General features: G+C 56.1%; 28 protein-coding genes. 18 read left to right on the top strand and 10 right to left on the bottom strand.

What is annotated here, in order from left to right:
* Positions 1-479 precede the first annotated feature (479 nt).
* The 12 genes from ehuB (at position 480) to PA598K_RS07860 (ending at position 10,155) form a co-directional block, all read left to right on the top strand.
* Positions 480-1,376: an ectoine/hydroxyectoine ABC transporter substrate-binding protein EhuB gene (gene ehuB, locus PA598K_RS07915; RefSeq protein ID WP_128656457.1), complete on the top strand. Its 897-nt coding sequence runs from the start codon at positions 480-482 to the stop codon at positions 1,374-1,376.
* Between the two features lie 3 nt (positions 1,377-1,379).
* Positions 1,380-2,033 carry an ectoine/hydroxyectoine ABC transporter permease subunit EhuC gene (ehuC, locus tag PA598K_RS07910; protein WP_128656412.1) on the top strand — a complete coding sequence of 218 codons (654 nt, stop codon included), beginning with the start codon at positions 1,380-1,382 and terminating at the stop codon, positions 2,031-2,033.
* Positions 2,034-2,036: 3 nt separating this feature from the next.
* The gene (ehuD, locus tag PA598K_RS07905; protein ID WP_221414106.1) at positions 2,037-2,702 is read left to right on the top strand and encodes an ectoine/hydroxyectoine ABC transporter permease subunit EhuD; all 666 of its coding nucleotides are present in this window, start codon (positions 2,037-2,039) and stop codon (positions 2,700-2,702) included.
* Between the two features lie 179 nt (positions 2,703-2,881).
* The gene (ehuA, locus tag PA598K_RS07900; protein WP_128656455.1) at positions 2,882-3,637 is read left to right on the top strand and encodes an ectoine/hydroxyectoine ABC transporter ATP-binding protein EhuA; all 756 of its coding nucleotides are present in this window, start codon (positions 2,882-2,884) and stop codon (positions 3,635-3,637) included.
* Positions 3,638-3,662: 25 nt separating this feature from the next.
* Positions 3,663-4,166, top strand: a complete 504-nt coding sequence (ectA, locus tag PA598K_RS07895; protein ID WP_128656411.1) for a diaminobutyrate acetyltransferase — start codon at positions 3,663-3,665, stop codon at positions 4,164-4,166.
* A gap of 68 nt (positions 4,167-4,234) precedes the next feature.
* Positions 4,235-5,542 (top strand): diaminobutyrate--2-oxoglutarate transaminase, encoded by a 1,308-nt coding sequence (gene ectB / locus PA598K_RS07890; RefSeq protein ID WP_128656410.1) that lies wholly within the window; start codon positions 4,235-4,237, stop codon positions 5,540-5,542.
* Between the two features lie 30 nt (positions 5,543-5,572).
* Entirely contained in the window at positions 5,573-5,956 is a 384-nt protein-coding gene (locus PA598K_RS07885) for an ectoine synthase (RefSeq protein WP_128656409.1), read from the top strand.
* 62 nt (positions 5,957-6,018) lie between these two features.
* Positions 6,019-6,918: an ectoine hydroxylase gene (thpD, locus tag PA598K_RS07880; protein ID WP_128656408.1), complete on the top strand. Its 900-nt coding sequence runs from the start codon at positions 6,019-6,021 to the stop codon at positions 6,916-6,918.
* Entirely contained in the window at positions 6,915-7,436 is a 522-nt protein-coding gene (locus PA598K_RS07875) for a DUF2179 domain-containing protein (protein WP_128656407.1), read from the top strand. Before thpD ends, PA598K_RS07875 begins: the two co-directional genes overlap by 4 nt.
* A gap of 186 nt (positions 7,437-7,622) precedes the next feature.
* Positions 7,623-8,375, top strand: a complete 753-nt coding sequence (locus PA598K_RS07870; protein WP_128656406.1) for a CAP domain-containing protein — start codon at positions 7,623-7,625, stop codon at positions 8,373-8,375.
* 134 nt (positions 8,376-8,509) lie between these two features.
* Positions 8,510-9,466 (top strand): alpha/beta fold hydrolase, encoded by a 957-nt coding sequence (locus tag PA598K_RS07865; protein WP_128656405.1) that lies wholly within the window; start codon positions 8,510-8,512, stop codon positions 9,464-9,466.
* 38 nt (positions 9,467-9,504) lie between these two features.
* Positions 9,505-10,155, top strand: a complete 651-nt coding sequence (locus PA598K_RS07860) for an SGNH/GDSL hydrolase family protein (protein WP_128656404.1) — start codon at positions 9,505-9,507, stop codon at positions 10,153-10,155.
* A 174-nt stretch (positions 10,156-10,329) separates the two neighbouring features.
* On the opposite strand, the gene PA598K_RS07855 is transcribed toward PA598K_RS07860, so the two are convergent.
* Positions 10,330-11,583, bottom strand: a complete 1,254-nt coding sequence (locus tag PA598K_RS07855) for a methyl-accepting chemotaxis protein (RefSeq protein WP_128656403.1) — start codon at positions 11,581-11,583, stop codon at positions 10,330-10,332.
* Positions 11,584-11,815: 232 nt separating this feature from the next.
* On the opposite strand from PA598K_RS07855, the gene PA598K_RS07850 reads away from it, so the two are divergent.
* Positions 11,816-12,226 carry an O-methyltransferase gene (locus tag PA598K_RS07850; RefSeq protein WP_128656402.1) on the top strand — a complete coding sequence of 137 codons (411 nt, stop codon included), beginning with the start codon at positions 11,816-11,818 and terminating at the stop codon, positions 12,224-12,226.
* Between the two features lie 220 nt (positions 12,227-12,446).
* Here PA598K_RS07850 and PA598K_RS07845 read toward each other — a convergent pair whose 3' ends face one another.
* From PA598K_RS07845 to PA598K_RS07830, 4 genes are all read right to left on the bottom strand, one after another.
* A complete protein-coding gene (locus PA598K_RS07845; protein ID WP_128656401.1) occupies positions 12,447-12,671 on the bottom strand; it encodes an alpha/beta-type small acid-soluble spore protein in 225 nt (74 codons plus the stop codon).
* A gap of 91 nt (positions 12,672-12,762) precedes the next feature.
* Positions 12,763-13,698, bottom strand: a complete 936-nt coding sequence (locus tag PA598K_RS07840; RefSeq protein ID WP_128656400.1) for a TIGR03943 family putative permease subunit — start codon at positions 13,696-13,698, stop codon at positions 12,763-12,765.
* Between the two features lie 23 nt (positions 13,699-13,721).
* Positions 13,722-14,819, bottom strand: coding sequence for a permease (locus tag PA598K_RS07835; protein WP_128656399.1), 1,098 nt, complete (start codon positions 14,817-14,819; stop codon positions 13,722-13,724).
* Between the two features lie 233 nt (positions 14,820-15,052).
* Complete coding sequence (locus tag PA598K_RS07830; RefSeq protein WP_128656398.1) at positions 15,053-15,457, bottom strand: hypothetical protein; 405 nt, start codon at positions 15,455-15,457, stop codon at positions 15,053-15,055.
* Between the two features lie 457 nt (positions 15,458-15,914).
* On the opposite strand from PA598K_RS07830, the gene trpS reads away from it, so the two are divergent.
* Positions 15,915-16,901, top strand: a complete 987-nt coding sequence (gene trpS, locus PA598K_RS07825; protein ID WP_128656397.1) for a tryptophan--tRNA ligase — start codon at positions 15,915-15,917, stop codon at positions 16,899-16,901.
* Between the two features lie 11 nt (positions 16,902-16,912).
* Here the strand turns inward: trpS and PA598K_RS36025 are convergent, their stop codons facing one another.
* Positions 16,913-17,089 (bottom strand): DUF5325 family protein, encoded by a 177-nt coding sequence (locus PA598K_RS36025; protein WP_185601686.1) that lies wholly within the window; start codon positions 17,087-17,089, stop codon positions 16,913-16,915.
* A 143-nt stretch (positions 17,090-17,232) separates the two neighbouring features.
* Here PA598K_RS36025 and PA598K_RS07820 point away from each other — a divergent pair, with 143 nt between their 5' ends.
* A complete protein-coding gene (locus PA598K_RS07820) occupies positions 17,233-17,454 on the top strand; it encodes an alpha/beta-type small acid-soluble spore protein (protein ID WP_128656396.1) in 222 nt (73 codons plus the stop codon).
* A 103-nt stretch (positions 17,455-17,557) separates the two neighbouring features.
* On the opposite strand, the gene PA598K_RS07815 is transcribed toward PA598K_RS07820, so the two are convergent.
* Entirely contained in the window at positions 17,558-18,547 is a 990-nt protein-coding gene (locus PA598K_RS07815) for a metal-dependent hydrolase (protein ID WP_128656395.1), read from the bottom strand.
* 161 nt (positions 18,548-18,708) lie between these two features.
* Between PA598K_RS07815 and PA598K_RS07810 the strand changes: the two genes are divergently transcribed.
* Positions 18,709-18,981: a hypothetical protein gene (locus tag PA598K_RS07810; protein ID WP_128656394.1), complete on the top strand. Its 273-nt coding sequence runs from the start codon at positions 18,709-18,711 to the stop codon at positions 18,979-18,981.
* Here PA598K_RS07810 and gerQ read toward each other — a convergent pair.
* Both gerQ and PA598K_RS07800 read right to left on the bottom strand, forming a co-directional pair.
* Positions 18,973-19,485, bottom strand: coding sequence for a spore coat protein GerQ (gene gerQ / locus PA598K_RS07805; protein ID WP_128656393.1), 513 nt, complete (start codon positions 19,483-19,485; stop codon positions 18,973-18,975). The two genes, PA598K_RS07810 and gerQ, sit on opposite strands and share 9 nt — an antisense overlap.
* Positions 19,486-19,515: 30 nt before the next feature.
* On the bottom strand, positions 19,516-19,938 hold the full coding sequence (locus PA598K_RS07800; RefSeq protein ID WP_128656392.1) for a cell wall hydrolase: 423 nt from the start codon (positions 19,936-19,938) through the stop codon (positions 19,516-19,518).
* Between the two features lie 300 nt (positions 19,939-20,238).
* On the opposite strand from PA598K_RS07800, the gene cyoE reads away from it, so the two are divergent.
* A complete protein-coding gene (gene cyoE / locus PA598K_RS07795; RefSeq protein WP_128656391.1) occupies positions 20,239-21,099 on the top strand; it encodes a heme o synthase in 861 nt (286 codons plus the stop codon).
* Between the two features lie 22 nt (positions 21,100-21,121).
* Positions 21,122-22,048: an AEC family transporter gene (locus PA598K_RS07790; protein ID WP_128656390.1), complete on the top strand. Its 927-nt coding sequence runs from the start codon at positions 21,122-21,124 to the stop codon at positions 22,046-22,048.
* Here the strand turns inward: PA598K_RS07790 and PA598K_RS07785 are convergent.
* Positions 22,039-22,413, bottom strand: coding sequence for a toprim domain-containing protein (locus PA598K_RS07785; RefSeq protein WP_128656389.1), 375 nt, complete (start codon positions 22,411-22,413; stop codon positions 22,039-22,041). The two genes, PA598K_RS07790 and PA598K_RS07785, sit on opposite strands and share 10 nt — an antisense overlap.
* Positions 22,414-22,459: the final 46 nt, after the last annotated feature.

Raw genomic sequence — 22,459 nt, 5'->3', positions numbered from 1 at the left:
TAAATTCGCCGAAATTTCATCAAAAAAAACGAAAAATCAACAAATGGGCAATGATTTGAGCCTGTTTGTTGATTTTTCTTTGTTTAGCTCGTCCGCAATCTGTCTATTAACATAATTGTCTAAGGGGGTAAACCGCCGTAAGGGCTAACATACGGGAAGATACAGGAGGAATAAGGAGAATGAAGGGAGCTGACCCCTTCTCTTACCAAGTCAGCCTGAAATCGCTTGAATTATGCTAATTTACTGGAAATGACCTGCATGGCGATACGTGTTAGCATTATTAGTGTTGTAGCGCGGAGGCTCCTCGGGCGTCGGGTTAGAAGAGCAATAAGCTCCGATCGGACCGTGTTTATCGAGGAAATCCTTGCTGTGCTTGGAGATTCGGGGTGGAATGAATTCCCTTTGTCTCCCCAAAAATAAAGAGGGGTAGTGAGAAAAACGTGAAGAAGAGTGTAGTGTTAGTTTTGTTTGCTTTGGTGATGGTGTTAGCGGCCTGCGGCTCCAATAACGGCAATCTGCCGGAGACATCGCCGCCTCCGCCGCCCGGCGAGACGAACGGGGCGAACAACGCGGAGGGTGGCGAGAGCGGAGCAGGCGAGAGCACGCTCGAAAAGGCAAGAGAGCAAGGCTACATCAACGTTGGTTTTGCTAATGAGAACCCCTATGCGTACCAGGAAGCAGACGGCACCTTGACCGGCGAAGCGGTCGAAATCGCTCGGGTCATCCTGAGCAATCTCGGCATCGAGGAAATGCGCGGCGAGATGACCGAATTCGGCGGACTGATCGGCGGTCTGCAGGCTGGGCGCTTCGATATGATTACAGCAGGCATGTTCATCAATCCGAATCGGTGCGCCGAGGTGGCGTTCGCGAACCCCGAGTACAGCATCGGCGAAGCGCTTGCCGTCAAGCAAGGCAATCCGCTCGGACTGAACAGCTATGAAGCGATTGCGAGCAGCGACGCGAAGGTGGCTGTCATGACCGGCGCTGTTGAGATCGAATATTTGGAAAAGTCCGGCGTATCGGAAGACCAGATCGTGGTCGTACCGGATCAAAATGCGGCGATCAGCGCGCTTCAGGCAGGACATGTCGACGCGATGACGATGACCGGTCCTGCGCTTCAATCCCGTCTGGATGCTGCAGGAGACGACTCGATTGAGCGCGTAGCTGATTTTGAACAGCCGATTGTCGATGGCGAGAGCGTGCGAGGGTATGGAGCGTCTGCTTTCCGTCAGGCAGACACCGAGTTTGTAGAAGCGTTTAATGCCGAATTGGAGAAGTTGAAGGAATCAGGTCAGCTGCTCGAGATTCTGGAAAAATTCGGCTTCACCGAAGACGAGCTGCCGGGCGACATGACCGCTGCGGAGCTGTGCGGGTAACGGATGTTTGACTATTGGCTCCAGTGGATGCCACTGCTGTGGAAAGGGCTGGTCACCACCGTTGAGGTGACCGCCTATTCCGCAGTGCTGGCTCTGCTGCTCGCGGTATTGACGGGAATCTGCCGCGTCTCCAGATTTCGTGTGATACGGGGGCTGGCGCTTCTCTATGTGCTGACCTTTCGCGGTATCGCCCTGCTGGTGCTGCTGTTCTGGATTTATTATGTCCTGCCTTACATGGATATCGAGCTATCGAAGACGATGGCAGCTGTGCTGGCTCTTGGCCTGAACTACGGCGCCTTCGGTTCGGAGATCGTCCGCAGCTCGATATTGGCCGTGCCCCAGGGGCAATGGGAGGCGGCCAAGGCGCTCAACATGAGGCCCTTCGAGCGTATGTTCCGGATTATCTTCCCACAGGCGCTGATCCGGATGATCCCGCCATTCAACAACCTGATGATCGAGCTGTTGAAGGCTTCCTCCCTGTTATACTTTATCGGACTTGCCGATCTGGTCCACCAGTCCAATGTACTTAGGGGCTTGTACCTGCAGCAGACGACGCAGATCTATCTGACGCTGCTCATCATTTACTTCATCTTGGCCTCGATCATATCGTATGCCTTCCGGCTGCTCGAGCGCAGATGGTCCGCGGGGAGGTTGTAGCGCATGATATGGAGTTGGGATTATGCAAGGTCGGTGCTGCCGATCCTGCTGGATGTCATCGGTACGACGATGCTTGCCACGCTGTGGGGCTTCCTGATCGCTTGTACAGTCGGGATGGTGCTGGCGATTGCGAGACGCTCGCGTTTTGCCCTTGTTCGCATGACGATCAACGGCTTCATCCAGTTTGTACGGAATACGCCGTTGCTCGTACAGTTGTTCTTCTTGTATTATGCCGTTCCGATGGCGTTTGGCTTTACAATGACGGCATTTACGGCCGGGATCGTCGGCCTCGGGCTCCATTACAGCACCTATATGGCCGAGGTGTACCGTTCGGGCATCGATGGCGTCGACCGCGGCCAGTGGGAAGCGGCGCGAGCGCTGAACTTCACCAAACAGCAGACGTGGACGCGGATTATCCTGCCCCAGGCCGTGCCGCCGATCTTGCCGATCATGGGCAATTATCTGATCGTCGTCTTCAAGGAGACGCCGCTGCTCGCGGCGATCACCGTTATGGAGCTGCTCTCGCGGGCCAACAACATCGTCGCCCGGGACTGGCGTCCGACCGAGCCGTATACGCTCGTCGGCATCCTGTTCCTCGTCATCAGCCTGCTGCTGTCGGGGCTGGTCAGTCTGCTCGAATACAAGCTGGCACAGCGCCAGAAGCGATAAACGACACTTGAGCGATTAAGGCCGTTGATACAATAATTTAACGTTTATAACGCGCAAGGCATGGTTATATATCCAAAGAATAGGGGGTGGCTTCGTTGGGCACAACGACGGAAGACCAACCGCAGACGACGACGGCAACCGCTGTGCGATCGACGGCTGCTTTGGGCAACGTCGAGCCAATGGTTAAGTATACCGATGTGAAAAAGTCATTTGGCGATCTGGAGGTGCTCCATGGTATCAACCTAGAGATGGCTGCCGGCGAGAAAATCGCGATCATCGGACCAAGCGGCTCCGGCAAGACGACGCTCGGTCGCATGCTCATGACGCTCGATCATCCGACCTCCGGCACGATCGAGGTTGACGGCGAGTACTTGTGGCATGTCGAGCGCAAGGGCAAGCTCGTGCTGGCTGGCGAGAAGCATCTGCACAAGATGCGCACGAAGATCGGCATGGTATTCCAGCACTTCAACCTGTTCCCACATATGAAGGTGATCAACAACGTCACCGAAGCGCCGATCAAGGTGCTGGGCCTCTCCAAGGAAGAAGCTCACGAGCGGGCGGTGGAGATGCTCCGCAAGGTCGGACTCGAGGAGAAGCTGGATGTCTATCCTTCCAAGCTGTCGGGCGGCCAAAAGCAGCGGGTCGCCATCGCGCGGGCGCTGGTCATGCGGCCCAAGGTGATGGTATTCGACGAAGTGACGTCGGCGCTCGACCCCGAGCTGGTCGGCGAAGTGCTTGAGGTGATCAAGGAGATCGCTCACGAAGGCGAGATGGCGATGATGCTGATCACGCATGAGATGGACTTCGCCAGAGAGGTGGCCGACCGCGTCGTCTTCGGCGCCGACGGACTCATCGTCGAGCAAGGCCCGCCCGAGCAGATCTTCGAGAATCCGCAGAGCGAACGCCTGCAAACCTTCCTCAGACGCATTAAGTAAAAACGAAAATGGAGGTTTAGAAGCTATGTCCCAAGTAGCAAGCTTAACCCTGCGCCAGCCGACCAAGGATGACGGCGCGCAGGTATATGACTTGATCCGCCGGGCAGGCACGCTGGATCTCAATTCGGCTTATTGTTATATCCTGCTCTGCGACATGTTTAGCGGCACCTGCGTCATCGCGGAGGAGGAGGAGCGCGTCGTTGGCTTCCTCTCCGCCTTTTACCGCCCGGACGACCCGGAGACGCTGTTCGTCTGGCAAGCCGCTGTCGACCCGGCGATGCGAGGACGCGGGCTGGCCACCTCGATGCTGAAGGAGCTGCTCGGTCGCGAGCATCCGCAGTCGCTGCGTTACGTCGAGGCAACCGTCAGCCCTTCCAATACCGCGTCACGCCGCCTCTTCCAGTCGTTCGCCGATGCTTGCGGAGTCCCGATAAGCGAGCGGACGGCTGACGGCTACAGTCCCTCGATGTTCCCGGCCGGTCATGCCCACGAGGCGGAGCCGTCGTTGCGTATCGGACCATTAGTCTAACCACCGAACTCAAAACACATAACGTATAACCCATAAACATGCTTTATCCCAAAAAAAGGAGTGATTGGATGACTTATTTGAACCAGAGTGAAGACAAACCGTCCATGCAGGTGTTTGAGGATATGGAATCCGAAGTGCGCAGCTATTGCCGGAGCTTCACGACTGTATTTCACAAAGCCAAAAACGCCAGACTATGGGATACGAACGGCAATGAATACATCGATTTTTTTGCCGGCGCCGGGGCGCTCAATTATGGACATAATAATCCGAAAATCAAGCAAAAGCTGATCGAATATATGCTTGACGACGGAATTACACATAGCCTGGACATGGCTACCCATGCCAAGGAGCAATTCCTGCAACAGTTCAACGACAAAATCCTGCGTCCGCGCGACCTGAACTATAAGGTGATGTTCCCAGGACCAACAGGCACCAACTCCGTCGAGAGCGCGCTCAAGATCGCCCGCAAGGTGACCGGACGGACGGGCATCATCGCCTTCACCAATGCCTTCCACGGCATGTCGCTCGGCTCGCTAGCGGTCACGGGCAACAAGTTCAAGCGCGGCGGCGCCGGCGTACCGCTCGATCACGCAACCTTCATGCCTTATGACGGCTATCTTGGCGAGGAGATGAACACAGCCTTGATCATGGAAAAGATGCTCGACGATCCCGGCAGCGGCGTCGAGACGCCGGCGGCTGTCATCCTCGAGACGGTACAGGGCGAGGGCGGCTTGAATGCTGCCAGCGCAGGCTGGCTCAAGGAGATCGCCCGCATCTGCCGTCAGCGCGATATCCTGCTGATCGTCGACGATGTGCAGATGGGCTGCGGCCGCACAGGCAGCTTCTTCAGCTTTGATCATATCGGTATCGAGCCGGATATCGTCTGCCTGTCCAAGTCGATCGGAGGCTTCGGCTTGCCGTTCGCGCTGACACTGATCAAGCCGGAGTACGACCAGTGGAATCCGGGCGAGCATAACGGCACGTTCCGCGGCAACAATCTGAGCTTCATCGCGGCTACCGAAGCGCTCAGCTACTGGGAGGATGGCCGAATGGAGCAAGAGCTCAAGGTCAAATCGGCGATGATCGAAAATGCGCTGCAAGCGATGATTGACGGCCATCCCCAAAGCGGCGCGCGCCTCAAAGGCAAAGGGTTGATCCTCGGCATTTCCTTTGATGTGCCGGAGCAGGCGGCTCGACTGTGCAAAGCAGCTTTCGAGCGGGGCATCATCATGGAAACGTCGGGTCCCAACGATGAGGTGGCGAAGCTGATGCCGCCGCTGACGATCGAAACCGAGCTGCTCGCGCGCGGCCTCGACCTGGTAGCCGAAGCGATGGACGACATTATGAGCGAAGCCAAGCAGCCGGTGCTGCAATAAATCAAACCAAGAAATGGAGTGTGAGTCATCATGATCGTCAAACATCTGGAGGATGTCCTCGGCACGAAGGACGATGTCGATACAGAAACGTGGAACTCGCGGCGACTGCTGCTCAAAAAAGACGGCATGGGCTTCTCCATGCATGATACGCTGATTAAAGCGGGCACGGAAACGCTAATCTGGTACAAAAACCATGTCGAAGCGGTGTACTGCATCGAAGGCGAGGGCGAAATCGAGCCGGAGGGCGGCCCGGTCTACCCGATCCGCCCCGGCACGATCTATGCACTCGACGGCCATGAGAAGCATCTGCTGCGGGCGACCAAGACGATGCGTATGGTCTGCGTCTTCAACCCGCCGCTGAGTGGCCAGGAGGTCCATGACGCCGAAGGCGTCTACCCCGTAGCTGTCGACTAACGGTACTTAACGAATGTTTCCGATGGAATTCTTAAAGATAATTAAGAGGAGGATGATCTACGATGAGTTCAACGGTGCAAACCCCCAATCAGGTCGACAAGTACCCTTCCCGAGTGAGCGACAAGCCGGAGTTGCTGGAGCGCAAGGACCCCGTCGTCTATTCCGAGTGGACGTCAGATAGCCCGCTTACCAGGGAGCAATCCGATTTTTACGAGCAAAATGGTTATTTGCTGCTCGATAGCTTCTTCAATGAAGAGGAGATCGCCGATTGGCGGGCGGAGCTGCGAAGGCTGCAGGAGCAATTCAAGGACAATCCTGTCGACGAGGTCATCCTCGAGCCGGAGAGCCAGGAGGTGCGCTCGATCTTCGCGATCCACAAGAGCAACGCGGTGTTCCGGCTGGTCGCCAAGCATCCGCGCCTACAGGCGATCGTCTCCTACCTGCTCGGCGGCGAGACCTATATCCACCAGTCGCGGATCAATTACAAGCCTGGGTTCAACGGCAAGGAGTTCTACTGGCACTCCGACTTCGAGACCTGGCATGTCGAGGACGGCATGCCGAGCATGCGGGCGCTTAGCTGCTCGATCGCGCTCGAGGACAACTACGATTACAACGGCGCCTTGATGGTCGTACCGGGCTCTCACAAGAAGTTCGTCACCTGCGTCGGCAAGACGCCTGACGATCATTACAAAGCCTCGTTGCGCCGTCAGGAATACGGCGTGCCGGACCCGGACAGCCTGACCAAGCTTGTCCAGGAGGGCGGCATCGATACCGCTGTCGGCAAGGCCGGATCGATCCTGCTCTTCGATTGCAACACGATGCACGGCTCCAACAGCAACATTACGCCACTGCCGCGCAGCAATGTGTTCCTCGTCTACAATCATGTCAGCAACCGGGTCGTCGAGCCGTTTTCCGGGCAGAAGCCAAGACCCGAGTTTATCGCAACCCGCGAGGAGCCATGATATCCTGGACGCTTGTTGCTACCATCATCGTCATCAATATGGTATACGTCTCCATATTTACGCTGCGTCTCATTCTGGTCATCAAAGGCCGAAGAGGCGCAGCCTCGTTTTTGGCGATGGCAGAAGTATTCGTCTATCTGACCGGCTTGAACCTCGTGTTGTCCAATCTGGACAATCCCGTTAATATGGCGGCTTATTGTATCGGATTTGGCATCGGGGTCTATCTGGGCAGTCGGATCGAGGAGTATCTGGCGCTCGGCTATCTGGTCGTCCAGGTGATCGTGGACGAGCTGGAGGTCGGACTGCCTAACAAGCTGCGCGATCTCGGCTACGGCGTCTCCTCCTGGGCAGCGGATGGCCGGGACGGCAAACGTCTGGTCATGCAGGTGCTCGTCAAGCGCAGCAACGAGAAGCGGCTCATGCAGAGCATCCGCAATCTGTCGCCCAAGGCCTTCGTCATCTCGCATGAGCCGAAGGAGTTTAAGGGCGGTTTCTGGGTGCGTCTGACGAACAAATAATGACGTGAAACGGGCTCATGGGCGGAATATCCGACCATGAGCCTGTTGTTGATGGTGGGTGCGAGGGGCGAGTCGTTTCCTCTCTTCCCAATAATTATGGCATGAAACCTCTGCGAATCCATGTTACCATGAATGGCGTCGGGTAGTTGACGTATCCGAAACTTTCACAGAGGAGGCAATACATCGATGAATAGACGTACATTGCGCCGATCTGTCGCAGGCGCCGTAGCAGCGGGCGTATTATTCGCAGGTGCGGCCGCAGGCGGAGGGGCGGCACAAGCCGCAGGCAATACGCTTCCAACGTATTCTTACAATCAGCAAATTAACCAAGATCTCATAAATCAAATCACGCAGCAATATGGCATCGATCTGCAACAGCTGCTCCAAGGCTATCTGCAAAACCCGGGACAGACGGAGCAGCCGACCACGACTCCGGTCGACCAGCCGACCGACTCCGGCAAAGCGCCTGTCGACAACGGCAACACTGGCAATACAGGTAACACCGGCAACACCGGCAACACCGGCAACACCGGCAACACGGTGACTCAGCCTTCCACCGGCACAACACAGGACAGCGCCTATGAGGCGGAAGTGGTAAACCTGGTCAATCAGGAACGCAGCAAAGCGGGCTTGGCTCCGCTGACATCCGATCCGGCGATTGCCCGCGTTGCGCTCGACAAGGCCAAGGACATGTACAACAACAACTACTTTTCGCATCAATCGCCAACGTATGGCTCGCCTTTTGATATGATGCGTTCCTACGGCATCTCGTATTCGTATGCTGGCGAGAACATCGCTGCCGGCCAACGGACGCCGCAAGAGGTGGTCACTGCGTGGATGAATAGCCCCGGACACAAAGCGAACATTCTGAACGCCAATTACACCAAAATCGGCGTTGGCTTTTACAACAATCAATGGGTGCAAATGTTTACTGGCTAAGCTGCAGCCATCAGATTTATGACAGAAATCCCGGCCCATCATGGGGTCGGGTTTTTTGCTTTACAAACGATCCCATTCGGAGGTAACATGGTCTTGAAGTTGACATTGCAGGTAACGAAAGGACGAGAGACAGCATGCCACTAATCGATATGCCTCTAGAGCAATTACAGCAATACAAAGGTGTAAACCCGAAGCCGAATGATTTCGATGCGTATTGGGAACGCGCCTTGAACGAAATGAAAGCGGTTGACGCCAACGTTGAAATGATCCCGAGCGCATTCCAGACGCCGCAGGCCGAATGCTTCGACCTGTACTTCACCGGAGTCCGCGGCGCGCGCATCCATGCCAAATATGTGCGACCTAAGCATGCGGCAGAGAAGCACCCCGCAATCGTCCAATTCCATGGGTATAGCGCCAATGCCGGCGATTGGTTCGACAAGCTTGCGCTTGCTTCGCTAGGGTTCTCCGTACTGTCGATGGATTGTCGCGGTCAAGGCGGCTCGTCCGAGGATACGGGCGGCGTACAGGGCACGACGCTGAATGGTCATATTATCCGGGGACTGAACGACCACCCCGATCAGCTGCTATTCTGTCATATCTTTCTGGATACCGCACAGCTCGCCGGGATCGCGCTGGAGCTGCCGGAGGTCGATCCGGAGCGCGTCTACGCGATGGGCGGCTCGCAGGGCGGAGGGCTGACGATTGCTTGTGCAGCGCTGGAGCCCCGTATCCGCAAGCTTGCCCCAGTGTTTCCGTTCCTGGCGGATTATAAGCGGGTATGGCAGATGGATCTGGCCAAGGATGCGTATCAGGAGCTGCGCAACTTCTTCCGCCACCATGATCCGCAGCATCTGCGAGAGGACGAGTGGTTCACCCGACTTGGCTATATCGATATTCAGCATCTGGCGGACCGGATTCGCGGAGACGTGATGATGGCAGTTGGACTGATGGATACGATCTGCCCGCCGTCGACGCAATTTGCCGCTTACAACAAGATCGTCGCAGAGAAGCGGCTAGAGATTTATCCGGACTTCGGTCATGAGCACTTGCCTGGTTTTATGGACAAGACGGTACAATTTTTCCTGGACTAAACTATTCTACTTATCCATTCGAGAAGGAGTCGAAGACGATGAAATTGAAAGCGAATCAAAAGCTGATCATGATCGGCGATTCGATCACCGATAGCGGCCGCAAGCAGCCGGAGGGCGAAGGGCTGTTCGATGGTCTGGGCCGAGGTTATGTGGCGCAGGTCGATGCCTGGCTGCAAACGGGATATCCGGAGCTGGGGCTGCGTGTGGTCAATAAGGGGACGAGCGGGCATACGGTCCGCGATCTGAAGGCGCGCTGGCAGACCGATGTTATCGATCAGCAGCCGGACTGGCTGTCGATCATGATCGGCATCAATGATGTATGGCGGCAGTTCGATCAGCCGACGATTACCGAATCGCATGTATATCCAGAGGAGTACCGCGAGACGCTGGAGGAGCTTGTGACGATGACGAAGGTCGAGGGGCTTGTGCTGATGACGCCGTTCTACATCGAGCCTAATCGTGCGGACTGGATGCGCGAGCGGATGGACGAGTACGGAGCGATCGTCCGCGAGGTTGCGGAACGTCATCATACGTTGTTCGTCGACACGCAGGCGGCTTTTGACCGGGTGCTGGAGCATATCTACCCAGCGACCCTTGCTTGGGACCGCGTCCATCCATCGATGCCTGGCCATACGGTGCTGGCGCGCGCATTCCTGCAGGCGATCGACTACGACTACGCCAAGCAGTAGCTATGGAGTCCGAGCGAGCTGGTAGCGGTTGTCTTGCCTTCGCTCAGACTATTGTTCGCTGGACACCTGACTCTCTGGATAGCACGACGTTAGGTGATTGACGAGGAGGCTAGGCAGCAAGAGCCTTCGCCCCGCCTGTTGGCGGAGCGAAGGCTCTTTTGATGGATTACCCGACTACAGCTTGAATACGGAGATCGTGCGCTGCAGTTGGCTGACCATCTGCTGCATCTTCGATGTTTCGTCGACGACGGCTTGTACCGAGGCAATCTGCTCGTTCATGGAGGCGGACACTTGCTCGGTGCCGGCTGCCGATTGCTCGGTAATCGCTGAGATACTCTGGATCGCGCCAGAGATCTTTTGCGCGGATTGTACCATTGCATCGCTCTCCCGCGTAAAGGCGGCGATCTGGGCGCTGATGAACTCTACGCTATGTACGATTTCCTGGAAGATCATCTCCGACTCCCGGATCATCTCGTTTTGCTGGCGGACGACCTCTTCGTTGGCGGCGATGTTCTCGATTGCTTGCCGGACGCCTTGCTCGATGCTGCGTACGAGTCCGAATACTTCCTTGGTTGAGCTGCCGGCTTCCTCGGCGAGCTTGCGCACCTCTTGCGCGACGACGGCGAAGCCGCGGCCATGCTCGCCGGCACGCGCCGCCTCGATCGAGGCATTAAGCGAGAGCAGGTTGGTCTGCTCAGCGATGTCCGAGATCGAACGGGTAATCTGGGTGATTCCATTGGCTTGCTTGGCCAGCTCCTCGATCGTCTGCGCCACGACAGCCGTCGCCTCGACGTTTCGACGCATCCCTTCGGACTGGCTTTCGACGGCCCGCTTGCCTTTGGCTACGAGCTCGAGCGTCTGCTCCGAACGCTCGTTCATCTGCTTGGTCGATTGCGCGTAGCTCGCGACCATCGTCTCGATCTGGCCGATCGACTCGCTCATGCCCGAGACATCCTCGGAGATCTGGTTGGCGCCGGTGGCGAGCTCGTTGGACGATTGGCCGACCTGCTCCATCACTTCCTTGAGCGACTGGTTTTTCTCATAGATGCTGCGGCTGGTATCCGAGACATGACGGGTGATGCCCGACGTTTCGTTGAGGATTTCCTTGAGCTTGTCGATCATGCTGTTGAACGAATGACCAAGCTCGCCTACAGACGACGTAACCTCGACCCGTTGGGAAAAATCGCCCTTGGCAATACGGAAGGCAACCGAGGTCATCTCATCGATCGTTTCTGTAAGCGCTCTCTCAATGAGCCGAGTGATAGGAAAGGTGAGACCTGCAACGATCGCAATGACGAGCAAGGCGACCCACAGGCTGCCGCCGCCAGCTAGCGTAACGATAATAATGGCAAGCGAGAACAAAGCGGCAATGAGATAACTCCCCAGTAGAATCTTGTTGCGGATGGACAAGTCTTTTACCCACGTCATAATCGTTGCTCCTCTTTTGTATAGAATAGCCATATTATAGCACCTCCCGTTGGAATAGGTCTATAATTGTGGATTATAATCTTTTGGACGCATGAAAAACGATGAAATTTGCTGAAAAAGCAAGACTTTTGATTCAAAAAACCATTGCTTTATAGATAGGTCGGTCTTATAATGAGTCTTAAGAACTAGATGGAAACATCATGTAATTAAGGTTGAAAGGAAGTGAATAAAGATGAATTTGGAGGAACTTCCATTAGCCCGACAGATTGATTATGTATTTCGTCAGTTGGAAGACGAACTGACGAATGCGGTTGCAGGAACGGTGACCATACATATCCGCAATAATGCAATCGGCAAATACGGAATTCGACATAACCCGATTGAATTCCGCAACGGTATGGCAGAACATACGGAGAGGGGACTCACAGCTGCTCAGGTGATGGCGTTCCGACAAATGGCGATCGATGCGCTCCGCTACAAGCGAAGCTGGACGCATGGCGAGATTATGTATGACTTCTCCGTCCGCCCGCACGCCAAGTCCTGGACCGCCAGTGTACAGTACGAATCGAATTATAATATGGCCAGCGGCATGTTCAGATACCAGTCGCCCGGCAAACACAAGCATCTGCGCGAGACCAATTGATCAAGGTGAAACGGCTCATTTCAGAGCGATGAGCCAAGGGTACGTAGTCTTTTGGCGGCATTCTAAGTTTCATTCGGTTGAAATAAGAGCCAATTTAGCAGCTATAAAGGCTGTTATTTCAAGCAAAAAACGCTTGCCCGCGGGCAAGCGTTTTTCATGATCGGGAGCAGCAGAGGGGAGCAGCGTCCCGATAAAAGGTATGTTCATGGAAGAATCGAGCTTATCGCGAGAAACGGCCAGCCAGCTGTTCCTCGGCCATTTGGACGAGACGACGAGTGATGTATCCGCCGATCGTGCCGGTGTCGCGAGTCGTCATGTTGCCATAGTAGCCGTCTTGCGGGATTTGGATGCCCAGCTCTTGGCAGATTTCGAATTTCATTTGGTCCAGCGCCGCGCTTGCTTGCGGAACGACCAGAGAGTTGCTGCTGCGGGATTGGTTTGCCATATCAGTCACCTCCTTCGTCCCTTAGTATGGTCACGGCGACAATTTATATGCGGTGACCTGCGTAAATAGGAGGAGGAAAATGGATGGAAATTTAATCCAAGCCGAAATCGTAGTCCGGGTAGACGTAAGGCGTATCGGATGGCTCGATCGGAATAGCGCCGGTCGCTTGCAGGATCATGATCTCTTGGTCGCCGTGATGCGTCAGACCAAGGGTGCCGGTCACTTCAAGCCAGCTGTCGTTGGCATACTTGGCGGCTTCGTCAGAACGGATCATCAGTCCGTAAGGCATCGAATCGGCGGAGCAGCAATTCATCGCAAAGCGGCTGACGACGAACTGACCCTCCGGCGTCGCGCCGTCCCGATAGACGAAGCCGCTGATCCGTATGGTCTTGCCTACATAATGCTCCCGGTACAAGTCCAGCGTCGTCAATGTCTCGATAAACTGCTTTTCGGGTACCTCGATCAGCTCCTGACCATAAAGCTTTTTGGCGTGACGCGCATACGATTCGGTATAGATGTCCGCCGGGAACATCGCATCCAGCGGATCCAACGGGGCTGCGGGCTCGGTCGACGGCTTCTCGGCAGCAGGCGGCGGTGTAACAGGCTGCTGCGGGGCAGGGACCTGACGGCTGATGCTCTCCGACCCGCCTAGGCTCATCCCCTTCTTGGCAGCCAGCGTGCTGCCCATCAGCGTATCCGGTAGCAGGAAGCCGAGCAGCAACGGCAAGAGGAAGAGCCCGTAGATGAGCATGTTCTTGATCAGCGAGGGCGAGGGGGCATGGTCGCAGCCGCAATCGGAGGCGCGGCGTCCGATCCAGGTCTGGAGCGCTGCGTAGAGCTGATACACAGCCGTGGCATACAGGCCAAGCGCCGACAGCTTGACGTAGATGCTCATGCGAGGAGCGATGTACAAGGTCAGATTGCCGCTCCGGTCGAGCTGGACGATGAGGAAGGCGAAGCCTGCCAGGATCGCGGCCCGCAGCAGCTGATGCGCTAGCAATCGTCGGTCTACAGTCACACGGTTCATCCAATATTCCTCCTATCAGTAGCCTAGTTCAGAAATAAACGTTCGGTCAGGATCGAGCCGGCCAGCACCAGCACGAAGGTCAAGGCGATCAGCCAGAGCACCACCTTCGTCTTGAAGACAGAGAGCAGCATCAGCGTGTTCTTGAGGTCGATCATCGGTCCGAAGACGAGGAAGGCCAACAGCGAGCCGCCGCCAAAGGAGCCGGCGAACGAAGCCGCTACGAAGGCATCCGATGTCGAGCAGATCGATAAAATGAAGGCAAAGCCCATCATGAAAATGTGGCCGAACCAGGGATGCTCACCGATGCCGGTCAGCACCTCGCGCGAGAGGCCGGTCTGGATGAGCGCCGTGAGCAATGCCCCGAAGATCAGATACTTGCCCATCTCAAAAAATTCGTCTGAAGCATGAGCCAGCGTCGAACTGAATCGGGAACGACTGCCGCCCGCACTTTCATGATTATGTCCATGATGATGCCCGTGATGATCATGATCGTGTCCGTGAGCATGCGCATGATGTCCGGCATGCAGGGTCAGCGCTGCCACCGGTACGCCGGAGCCGCCGGATGCGGATTCGCGGAGCGGGCTCGTCTTCATGAACCGGTAGAGCAGCAGCCCGATCGTCACCGTCACGGCAAAAGCCAAGCCCATCCGCGCATAGGCAATCTCGGGGCGGGAGCGGAAGGCGGTGAATGTAGCGGTGTAGACGATCGGATTGAGGATCGGACCGGCAAGAATAAAGACGATGCCGATATAAGCGGGCATGCCCTTGCGGATCAGCCGGCGGACGACCGGAATCATGCCGCACTCGCAGAGCGGGAACAAGATGCCAAGCAGGCTGCCGAACAGAACGCCGCCGATCGCGTGACGCGGCGTCAGGCGGCGGATCATCTCGTCGGAGACGAATACCTGCAGCAGCGAGGAGAAGAGCACACCGAGCAGGATAAATGGGAAGGCCTCCAGAATGAGGCTGATGAACATTATCTTGAAGGCTTGCAAATGCGTGGTGTCGGGCTGCCAGGCTGCCAGCTCTGAAAAGCTGGTGCCCGTGAACACCATGGCGGCCAATCCGAGACAACCGAGAGTAAGCAGCGGGGGTAGAACGCGTAGCAGCAACGTGGTCACAATAATTCCGCCTCTTTTCCTAGTAAACATTACGAATAATAGTATAGCTTATGCGTTAATACCCGTCTATAGGACAACCTTGATATGAAAATGAAGCCGAGGAGAAGACGAGTTGACGCAAAAAAACGGCTCCAGGTCATAATCTGGGCCGTTGTCTGTTGGTAGCAAGCAAGAAAAATCGCCGAATTGCTAAGGCGCAAGCGACGGATCGCTCAGGCGCATACAATAAACCTCTAAGCGCGGATGCGGTAGCTGACGGCGGTACGCGTCCGTTCGCGCTCCTGTTGCTCCTGACTGAGCATGCGATAGATATCCGTCTGGATCCGGGTGGAACAGCTATGGCACAGCTTGCCGCTACGGATCGGCTCCTGACAGAGGTCGCACGTATCGCACAGGTTGGGATAGCTGTCATTACGCAGCTTGCCCTGCCGCAGCCATCCCCGGATGCGAGAAGGGGCAATGCCGACCTCCGTAGCTACCTTGTCCGTGTCGGCGGATGGGTGATAAGCCATATACCGATCGACAGCCAGGAGCTGCTCATCCGACTCCAGCGCACAGCGTTGACAGAGGCCGCGCAGATTTTTTTGGTAGATCTGACCACATTCGGAACAATAAGCAACCTTCAGTTCGGCCAACATGCGCCATGCCCCCTGTCACATATCCGTATAGTTCTATTGGACTAATTATAGCACAGGACTAGTTCGATTGACACCTGTTTTTCCAAGGGTAGTCCAGCTATAAATGTGCTTGACAAAACGCGTAGGAGCCGTATAATCGTCTGTAATGACAAAGACGGGAAGTAGTACGCGCGGCAGGCTGGCCCAGAGAACCGGTGGTTGGTGCAAACCGGAGCAGCGGCGTTGCGGAATGGATCCCCGAGTCGAATGCCTGAAGGCTGCGCCGGATTGAATACGGAAAGCTGAGTAGGGGGTTACGTTTGGTCCTGCGTTAGAGGACATGGAGGCTTTTCTCTTTCCTATCCCGGGAAGCGAGGAGCGAATTAGGGTGGCACCACGGTCTCTCGTCCCTTTGCGGCGAGGGCTTTTTGTCGTTTCAGGGACCTGTTGGGGGTCAATTAAGAGGAGGGGTATAACGATGAAGCGAGTATTATCGGGTATTCAGCCAAGCGGTCAGCTGACGCTGGGCAATTACATCGGCGCGATTCAGAATTTCGTGAAGCTGCAAGAAAGTCATCAATGCTTTTTTATGGTCGTAGACCTGCATGCCGTAACCGTGCCGCAGGAGCCGGAGGCGCTGCGCGAGCAGACGGAGGCGGTCGCGGCCTTGTTCCTGGCCTCAGGCATCGATCCGACAAAGTCAAGCATATTCCTGCAATCGCATGTGCCTGCGCATGCCGAGCTGGGCTGGTTGTTCACGACGCTCTCCTATATGGGCGAGCTGGAGCGGATGACGCAATTCAAGGACAAATCGGAGGGCAAGGAATCGGTAGGCGCCGGGCTGTTCGTCTACCCGTCGCTGATGGCGGCGGACATCATGCTCTATAACGCCGATCTGGTGCCGGTAGGCGACGATCAAAAGCAGCATCTCGAACTGACGCGCAATCTCGCACAACGCTTCAATGCCAAGTATGGCGAGTACTTCCAGGTGCCGGAGCCTTACATGCCGAAGGTCGGCGCACGGGTCATGTCGCTAGACGATGCCAGCAAAAAAATGAGCAAAAGCAACCCAAATCCGGGCAGCTACATCGCTCTGCTGGACACTCCCGATGTGATCCGCAAAAAGCTGAGCCGGGCGACAACCGATTCCGGCCGGGAAGTGAAGTACGACCCGGCCCAGAAGCCGGAGATCAGCAACCTGATGGGCATCTACGCGCACTGCGCCGGTATGACGGTCGAGCAGGTCGAGGCCGAATATGAGGGGCAGGGCTACGGCGCCTTCAAAAAAAATCTCGCCGAGCATGTCGTCGCGCTGCTGGAGCCGCTCCAGGCAAGATACCGCGAGATCCGCAGCTCGGGCGAGCTCGCCTCGATCCTCAGACAAGGCGCAGAGGAGGCAGCCATAATCGCCAATCAGACGCTCCGGGACGTCAAGGAACGGATGGGCTTCGTACTCCCGAACTAACCCCCAGTCGGCTATTGCTGGCTGCGTCGGCGCAGGCGAGCGCGTACGATAAAGCCTGAACCGATCCAGACGAGGGTCAGCAGGGCGAGCGAGACGGCCAGCCAGCCGTTATGGCTAATCGCGATCGCTGTCGCGAACATAAAAGCTACCGCTACGACAGCATAGAAGAGAGAAAGTGGCTTGGACAATGAGCGGCTCCTTTCCGACCGGGGATTCAGGTCTTTAGTAATGACGAAAAAAATATTTTTTAGCTTCAAGCATATTCTTCAACATCCCGCGCATACTAAGCTTGCACCAACAAACATTTGCAGAGGATGAAAGGAGAATTACTATGGCAGGACAATCCCGTAACAGTAACACTCTGGTAGTACCGCAAGCAACTCAAGCGCTGCAACAAATGAAATTGGAAGCAGCTCAAGAGCTGGGCATCCAAATTCCTGCAGACGGCTACTATGGCAACGTCGCAACTCGCGACGCAGGTTCTCTGGGCGGTTACATCACCAGAAAGCTTGTCCAAATCGCTGAACAACAACTGGCTGGTCAATCCCGTTAATCGCCAGAACCGCTCCGCCCTCGAATGAGGGCGGAGTTTTTTATTATTCTTTGCCTCACAAAAAACAGCCCTTCCTCATTGTGCAGGAAGGGCTGTGATTCCGTCAATAGGTATTCATCTGAAGCCGCTTCTGAAGACGGTCGTCGCTGAGCCACCCGACAAAGGAACCCAGCGTATGGCTCTGATGATCCATGAGCAGCACCGCTACGAAAGGATACTGCTTGCGATGACGGTAGCGAATATCGGACCAGCGCACCTCGATACCCCAGTCATGCTCGATCGCCTCGGCACAGGCAAAGGAGGTAAAGGACAAAAAGGCGGCGATCGACGGATCGCTCTTGGACTGCGCGACCGCCGGATGGTCGGAGCAGGCGACATGATCGAGCCACTCCAGTCGTCCGTGCTTCAGCGTGCCCACATGGTAGCTGCTGTCGCGCATCTCCTTCAGGACATGCCAGTCGTAAATCGAGAGGGTCGGGATGAGATGGTAGGTGGCGACGTCCTCCTGCAGCCCGCCGTCCAATCGCAGCAGTCTCGTCCAGGTCGTGCGGTGCAGCCAGCTGCGCCAGAGCGTATAGACGGCAAGGAACAAATACAGGATGGGGAAGACGACGGCCGGATCGACGCCGCCCAGCGCCCAGAGCAGGATCGCCAGCAAATGCGTAGTGAAGATAACCGAATCGAAGATCGGCAGGATGTTCCAGGAGATCCACCGCTTCGAGAATGGCCAGAGCGCTTGCGTCCCGTAAGTGTTGAGCAGGTCGGTGAGGACATGCAGCGCAACGGCGAGCAGTACCCAGCCTCCGATATGCAGCCAGGGCAGCGTCCCCCGGTAACCGATCTGCAGCGCACCCGTAATCAGTACGGTCCAGAGCAGGATCGCTGGCAGCGAGTGCGACGATCCGCGATGGTTGCGAATATAGGCCGCATTGCTTTTGAGCCGCAGCAGCGTATCGAGGTCTGGCGCCGACGAGCCGATGATCGTGCCGATCAGCGCTGCTGTAAAAAAGGTTGTGTTCGAGCCGATGACGGGATCGACGCAGGCCAGTCCGGCCAGCCCCAGTCCCATGACTAGATGCGTACCGCTATCCATAAGACAAGCCTCCTCAATAGTTCGTGATCAAAAGCGGGCTTATTGAACAACCTTTAAAGTGATAAAGATCCTATCTGCAATGCAAAGGATGGGGTATACTTGATGCTTGGGTTAGGTTCAGTATCCTCAAAAAGAGCCTACATTATGAGAGGGGAATCGTTATGTACGCATGCATGATGGAGTATCGCATCGAGGACAAGCATCGGGAGGAGTATCTCGACTGGCTAAGGCAATTGGCGGAGACGCATCCGCAAGCTATATTATATGAAGGAACAGATCAGCACGGCCTGTTCGTGGAGGTGTGGCCTGCGTCTACAGCCGAAGAAGCGCAACGCATCCAGGACGCTGCCCGTGCGGGGGCGGCGCCCTGGAGAGAGCTGACGGTATGGACCGGCGGCAAAATCAATGCCTGGTCGTTTCGCCGCTTAACGTGATCCTGCGGCAGTCCCTGTCGACGTCATATCGGCCTGGATTGGCGTGCTGTTCGTGACGACCGTGCCATGGAACGGATACTCATAGTTGATCGGCTCGTCGAAGGTAATGTAATCGAGATTAAGCGTCAGCAGCAGGAAACGCATGCCGGTCACCGGATCGCTCAGAATAATGTGATCGCGTCCGGCAGCGAGGATGACGCCCTTGAACACTTTGGCATTCCACTCGCGGTTGTTCTCATAGGTCATGTAGACCGTGGCGATTTTGCCGCGATTCAGCCGCAGGATGTTCTCGACATAGGACTCCTCGACGAGCGGCGTAGTGACGATATTGCCACCGCTAGGCGTGACGACGGCGCCGCTCGGCACATTGGGCGGCATGCCACCTGCATTCATGTTAACCGGCATCATTGCCGAACCTGGCATTGCGCCATGCATCGGGTAGCCGTATCCGCCTTGTTGGCCGTAGCTTCCATAGGCGGAGGGGTAACCGTAAGGTGTTGACATCTTCCATTCCTCGCTTTCATTTGTTTGTTTCTAGTACACATCCGGGCAGTCATCATAGGTCGGCGCAAAAAAGCAATGCGCCTTGAATCGACCGGTATTGGCCTGGTCGTACCAGGTTGCCGGACAATCGCCGGCCGGCCTGAAAAACCACAAGGCGTTGGAGGCGGGATGCTGCCGCTCGCCGTTGACTACGCGGCGGGCCAGGCGGATCTCTCTTTCTCGGGCGTTTTGGTAAAAGTATCCCTTCTGCGTCGCTTCAAAGCCGCCGGGATTCTGGAACACCATCTGAGGAATGGAGCGGATGTTGCGGAAGTCGATGCAGTTGCCTAGGACCCGATTGACGCCGACATTGCCTACCATAAGCATGCCCAGCTCGCCTTCCCCTTCCGCTTCGGCGCGCATGAGCCGCGCCAGCATTTTGATCTCTGCCTCATTGGTCTTGATCACGGCCATGGATTCGTCACTCCCATCCCCACTTCGGACTTGATTGCTTAGAGGCTGCCGATCGCCGATCGTCCGACCCTAGGCGGCAACCTATAGTGACATAGTATTGGGCCGTCTGTGAAAAGGTTCCAGCAATTTGAAAAAAAGCCCTCGCATCAAACTTGGAGTGAAAGGACACACTCATGGCAATCTAATGAACAGCAGCCGCAAACATTGTCAAAGGGTTGTTTTTTCGGTATGATTAAGAACGATTGACTTACTGGATAGCGTGTCTGCTGCGCTGGATGGATATGAATTGGGAGGCTCGCCGTGTTAAAGGATTTAGTGGCCTTGACGAAGCCGCGCATTATTCGTCTCAACCTGGTTGCCGCTTTTGGCGGTTTTTGGGTGGCATCCAACTGGAGTATCGACTGGTGGCTGCTGATGTGGATGCTGTTGGGCTCTGCGCTTACGATGGCCAGCTCATGCGTGATTAACAACTACTGGGACCGGGAGCTGGATACCAAAATGGCTCGTACCCGAGACCGTGCGCTGCCTGCTGGCAGGATGCGGCCGGGCTTTGTGCTGGGTTACGGCATTTTCCTTGGTATCGCGGGAGCGCTCATCCTGTTCCTGCTGGTAAATCCGTTGGCAGGATGGCTGTCGCTATTGGGGATGTTCGTCTATATCGTCATCTATACGATGTGGCTAAAGCGGACCTCGACCTGGAGCACCTCGGTTGGCGGGGTGTCGGGCGCGATGCCGCCGGTCATTGGTTATTGCGCAGTGTCGGGCGAGGTAGATGCTGGCGCATGGATTTTATTTGCCTTGCTGTTCCTGTGGCAGCCTGCTCACTTCTGGTCGCTGGCGATTCGCCGAGTAGAGGAGTATCGGGCGGCAGGCTTTCCGCTGTTGCCGGTTGTGAAGGGGATTCACCGCACCAAGCTGCAGATGATTCCTTACGTGCTGCTGCTGTTGCCGGCCGGTTTTGCATTGTATCATTACGGGTACGTGAATCTGGTCTATCTGGTCGTTACGCTACTCGGCGGGGCGGTCTGGCTCTGGCATACACTCGTCGGATTACGAGAGCAGAACCATGAGCGCTGGGCCAAGACCAATTTCATCATTTCCATTAATTATCTGATGCTGACCTTCATCGTGATGATTATAACGACGAACGGATCGGCATAATTCAGAAAGTAGAGAAGCTTGCATGACTATTTTTTGGCATATTCTTATGAACAATGTGCTCCCGCTATCGGTTATGATCGCCATCGGCGTCGTAATGATGCGGGCTTTTCATTTGGACATCAAGACGTTGTCCAAGCTGAACTTTTATGTATTCTCCCCAGCGATTATCTTCAAGTTGCTGTATACGACGAACATTACGCTCGGCGTCATGGGCAAGGTGCTGCTGTTCTTCGTCCTGTTCATGGCGCTGCAGTACGCCGTGCTGGAGGTCGTCGTAAGACTGAGGCGCTATCAGGGCGGGATGCGGGCAGCGATGCGCAACAGCGTGCTGTTCTACAACAGCGCCAACTACGGCATCCCGATCAACCAGCTTGCCTTCAGCGGCAATCCGGATACGCTGGCGATTCAGGTCATCGTCATGATGATGCAGTCGCTGCTGCCCAATACTTATGGCATCTATAGCGTCAATGCGCATCGCAGCGACCTGCGGGCCGTCTGGCGGACGATCCTGTCGATGCCGATCCTGTACGTCATCCCGATCGCGCTGCTCATGCGCGGTTTCGCGGTGCCGGTGCCCCAGTTCGTGGAGACGCCGATCGACTATATGGCCGACGCCTTCATCGGCACGGCACTGCTGACGCTGGGCGTCCAGCTCGGCAGCATGAAGTGGCGGATCAACCGCTCGCTCCTCACCGATGTTGGCCTCTCTTGCTGTTTGCGGCTGCTGGCCGGTCCGGCGTTGGCCGCGCTGGTCGTCTGGGCGCTTGGCATTGATGGGTTAATGGCGGCGGCGCTGATCGTCTCTTCGGCGGTGCCGACCTCGCTGAGCAGCGTGTTGCTCGCTGTCGAGTTTGACAACGAGCCCGAGTTTTCCTCGCAGGCGGTTTTTCTGTCGACGCTGCTCAGCGTTGTCAGCGTGACGCTCGTTATTTTCATGCTTCAGATCTGATCCTCTTTGCTCCATCTTGGGGCGGGACCGGCATCCGGGTACACGATGTACTCGCCGAGTCCCGCCTTTTCGAGTTGCTCGATCAGGTATTCGACCGGCGTATGCTCAACCCCGGGGTAGCTGCGCCGAGTGTAGATATGCTCGGCATCGGGGAAGGCGTCCCGCAGCTTGCCCCGGATCCGCTTGCCAGAGGCGTCATTGTCCATAAACAGGAAGACGTCGCGGTATTCGGTCTGCTGGAGCAGCCGCTCGATCTGATCTGTGCCGGGGGTGCCGAAGGAGCAGTGGATGTCCACCTCCTCGGCGAGCAAGCGGCGCAGTCGCCGCCGGTCGTTTTTGCCTTCTACGATGATTGCGACAGCCATGGATACTCACCTCATCCCTTATTGTACCCGGAGGAGGCGCGGAGGT

The organism is Paenibacillus sp. 598K (genome assembly GCF_003851045.1).
GTDB lineage: Bacteria > Bacillota > Bacilli > Paenibacillales > Paenibacillaceae > Paenibacillus_D.
This window is presented reverse-complemented; position numbering and strand designations above follow the sequence as displayed.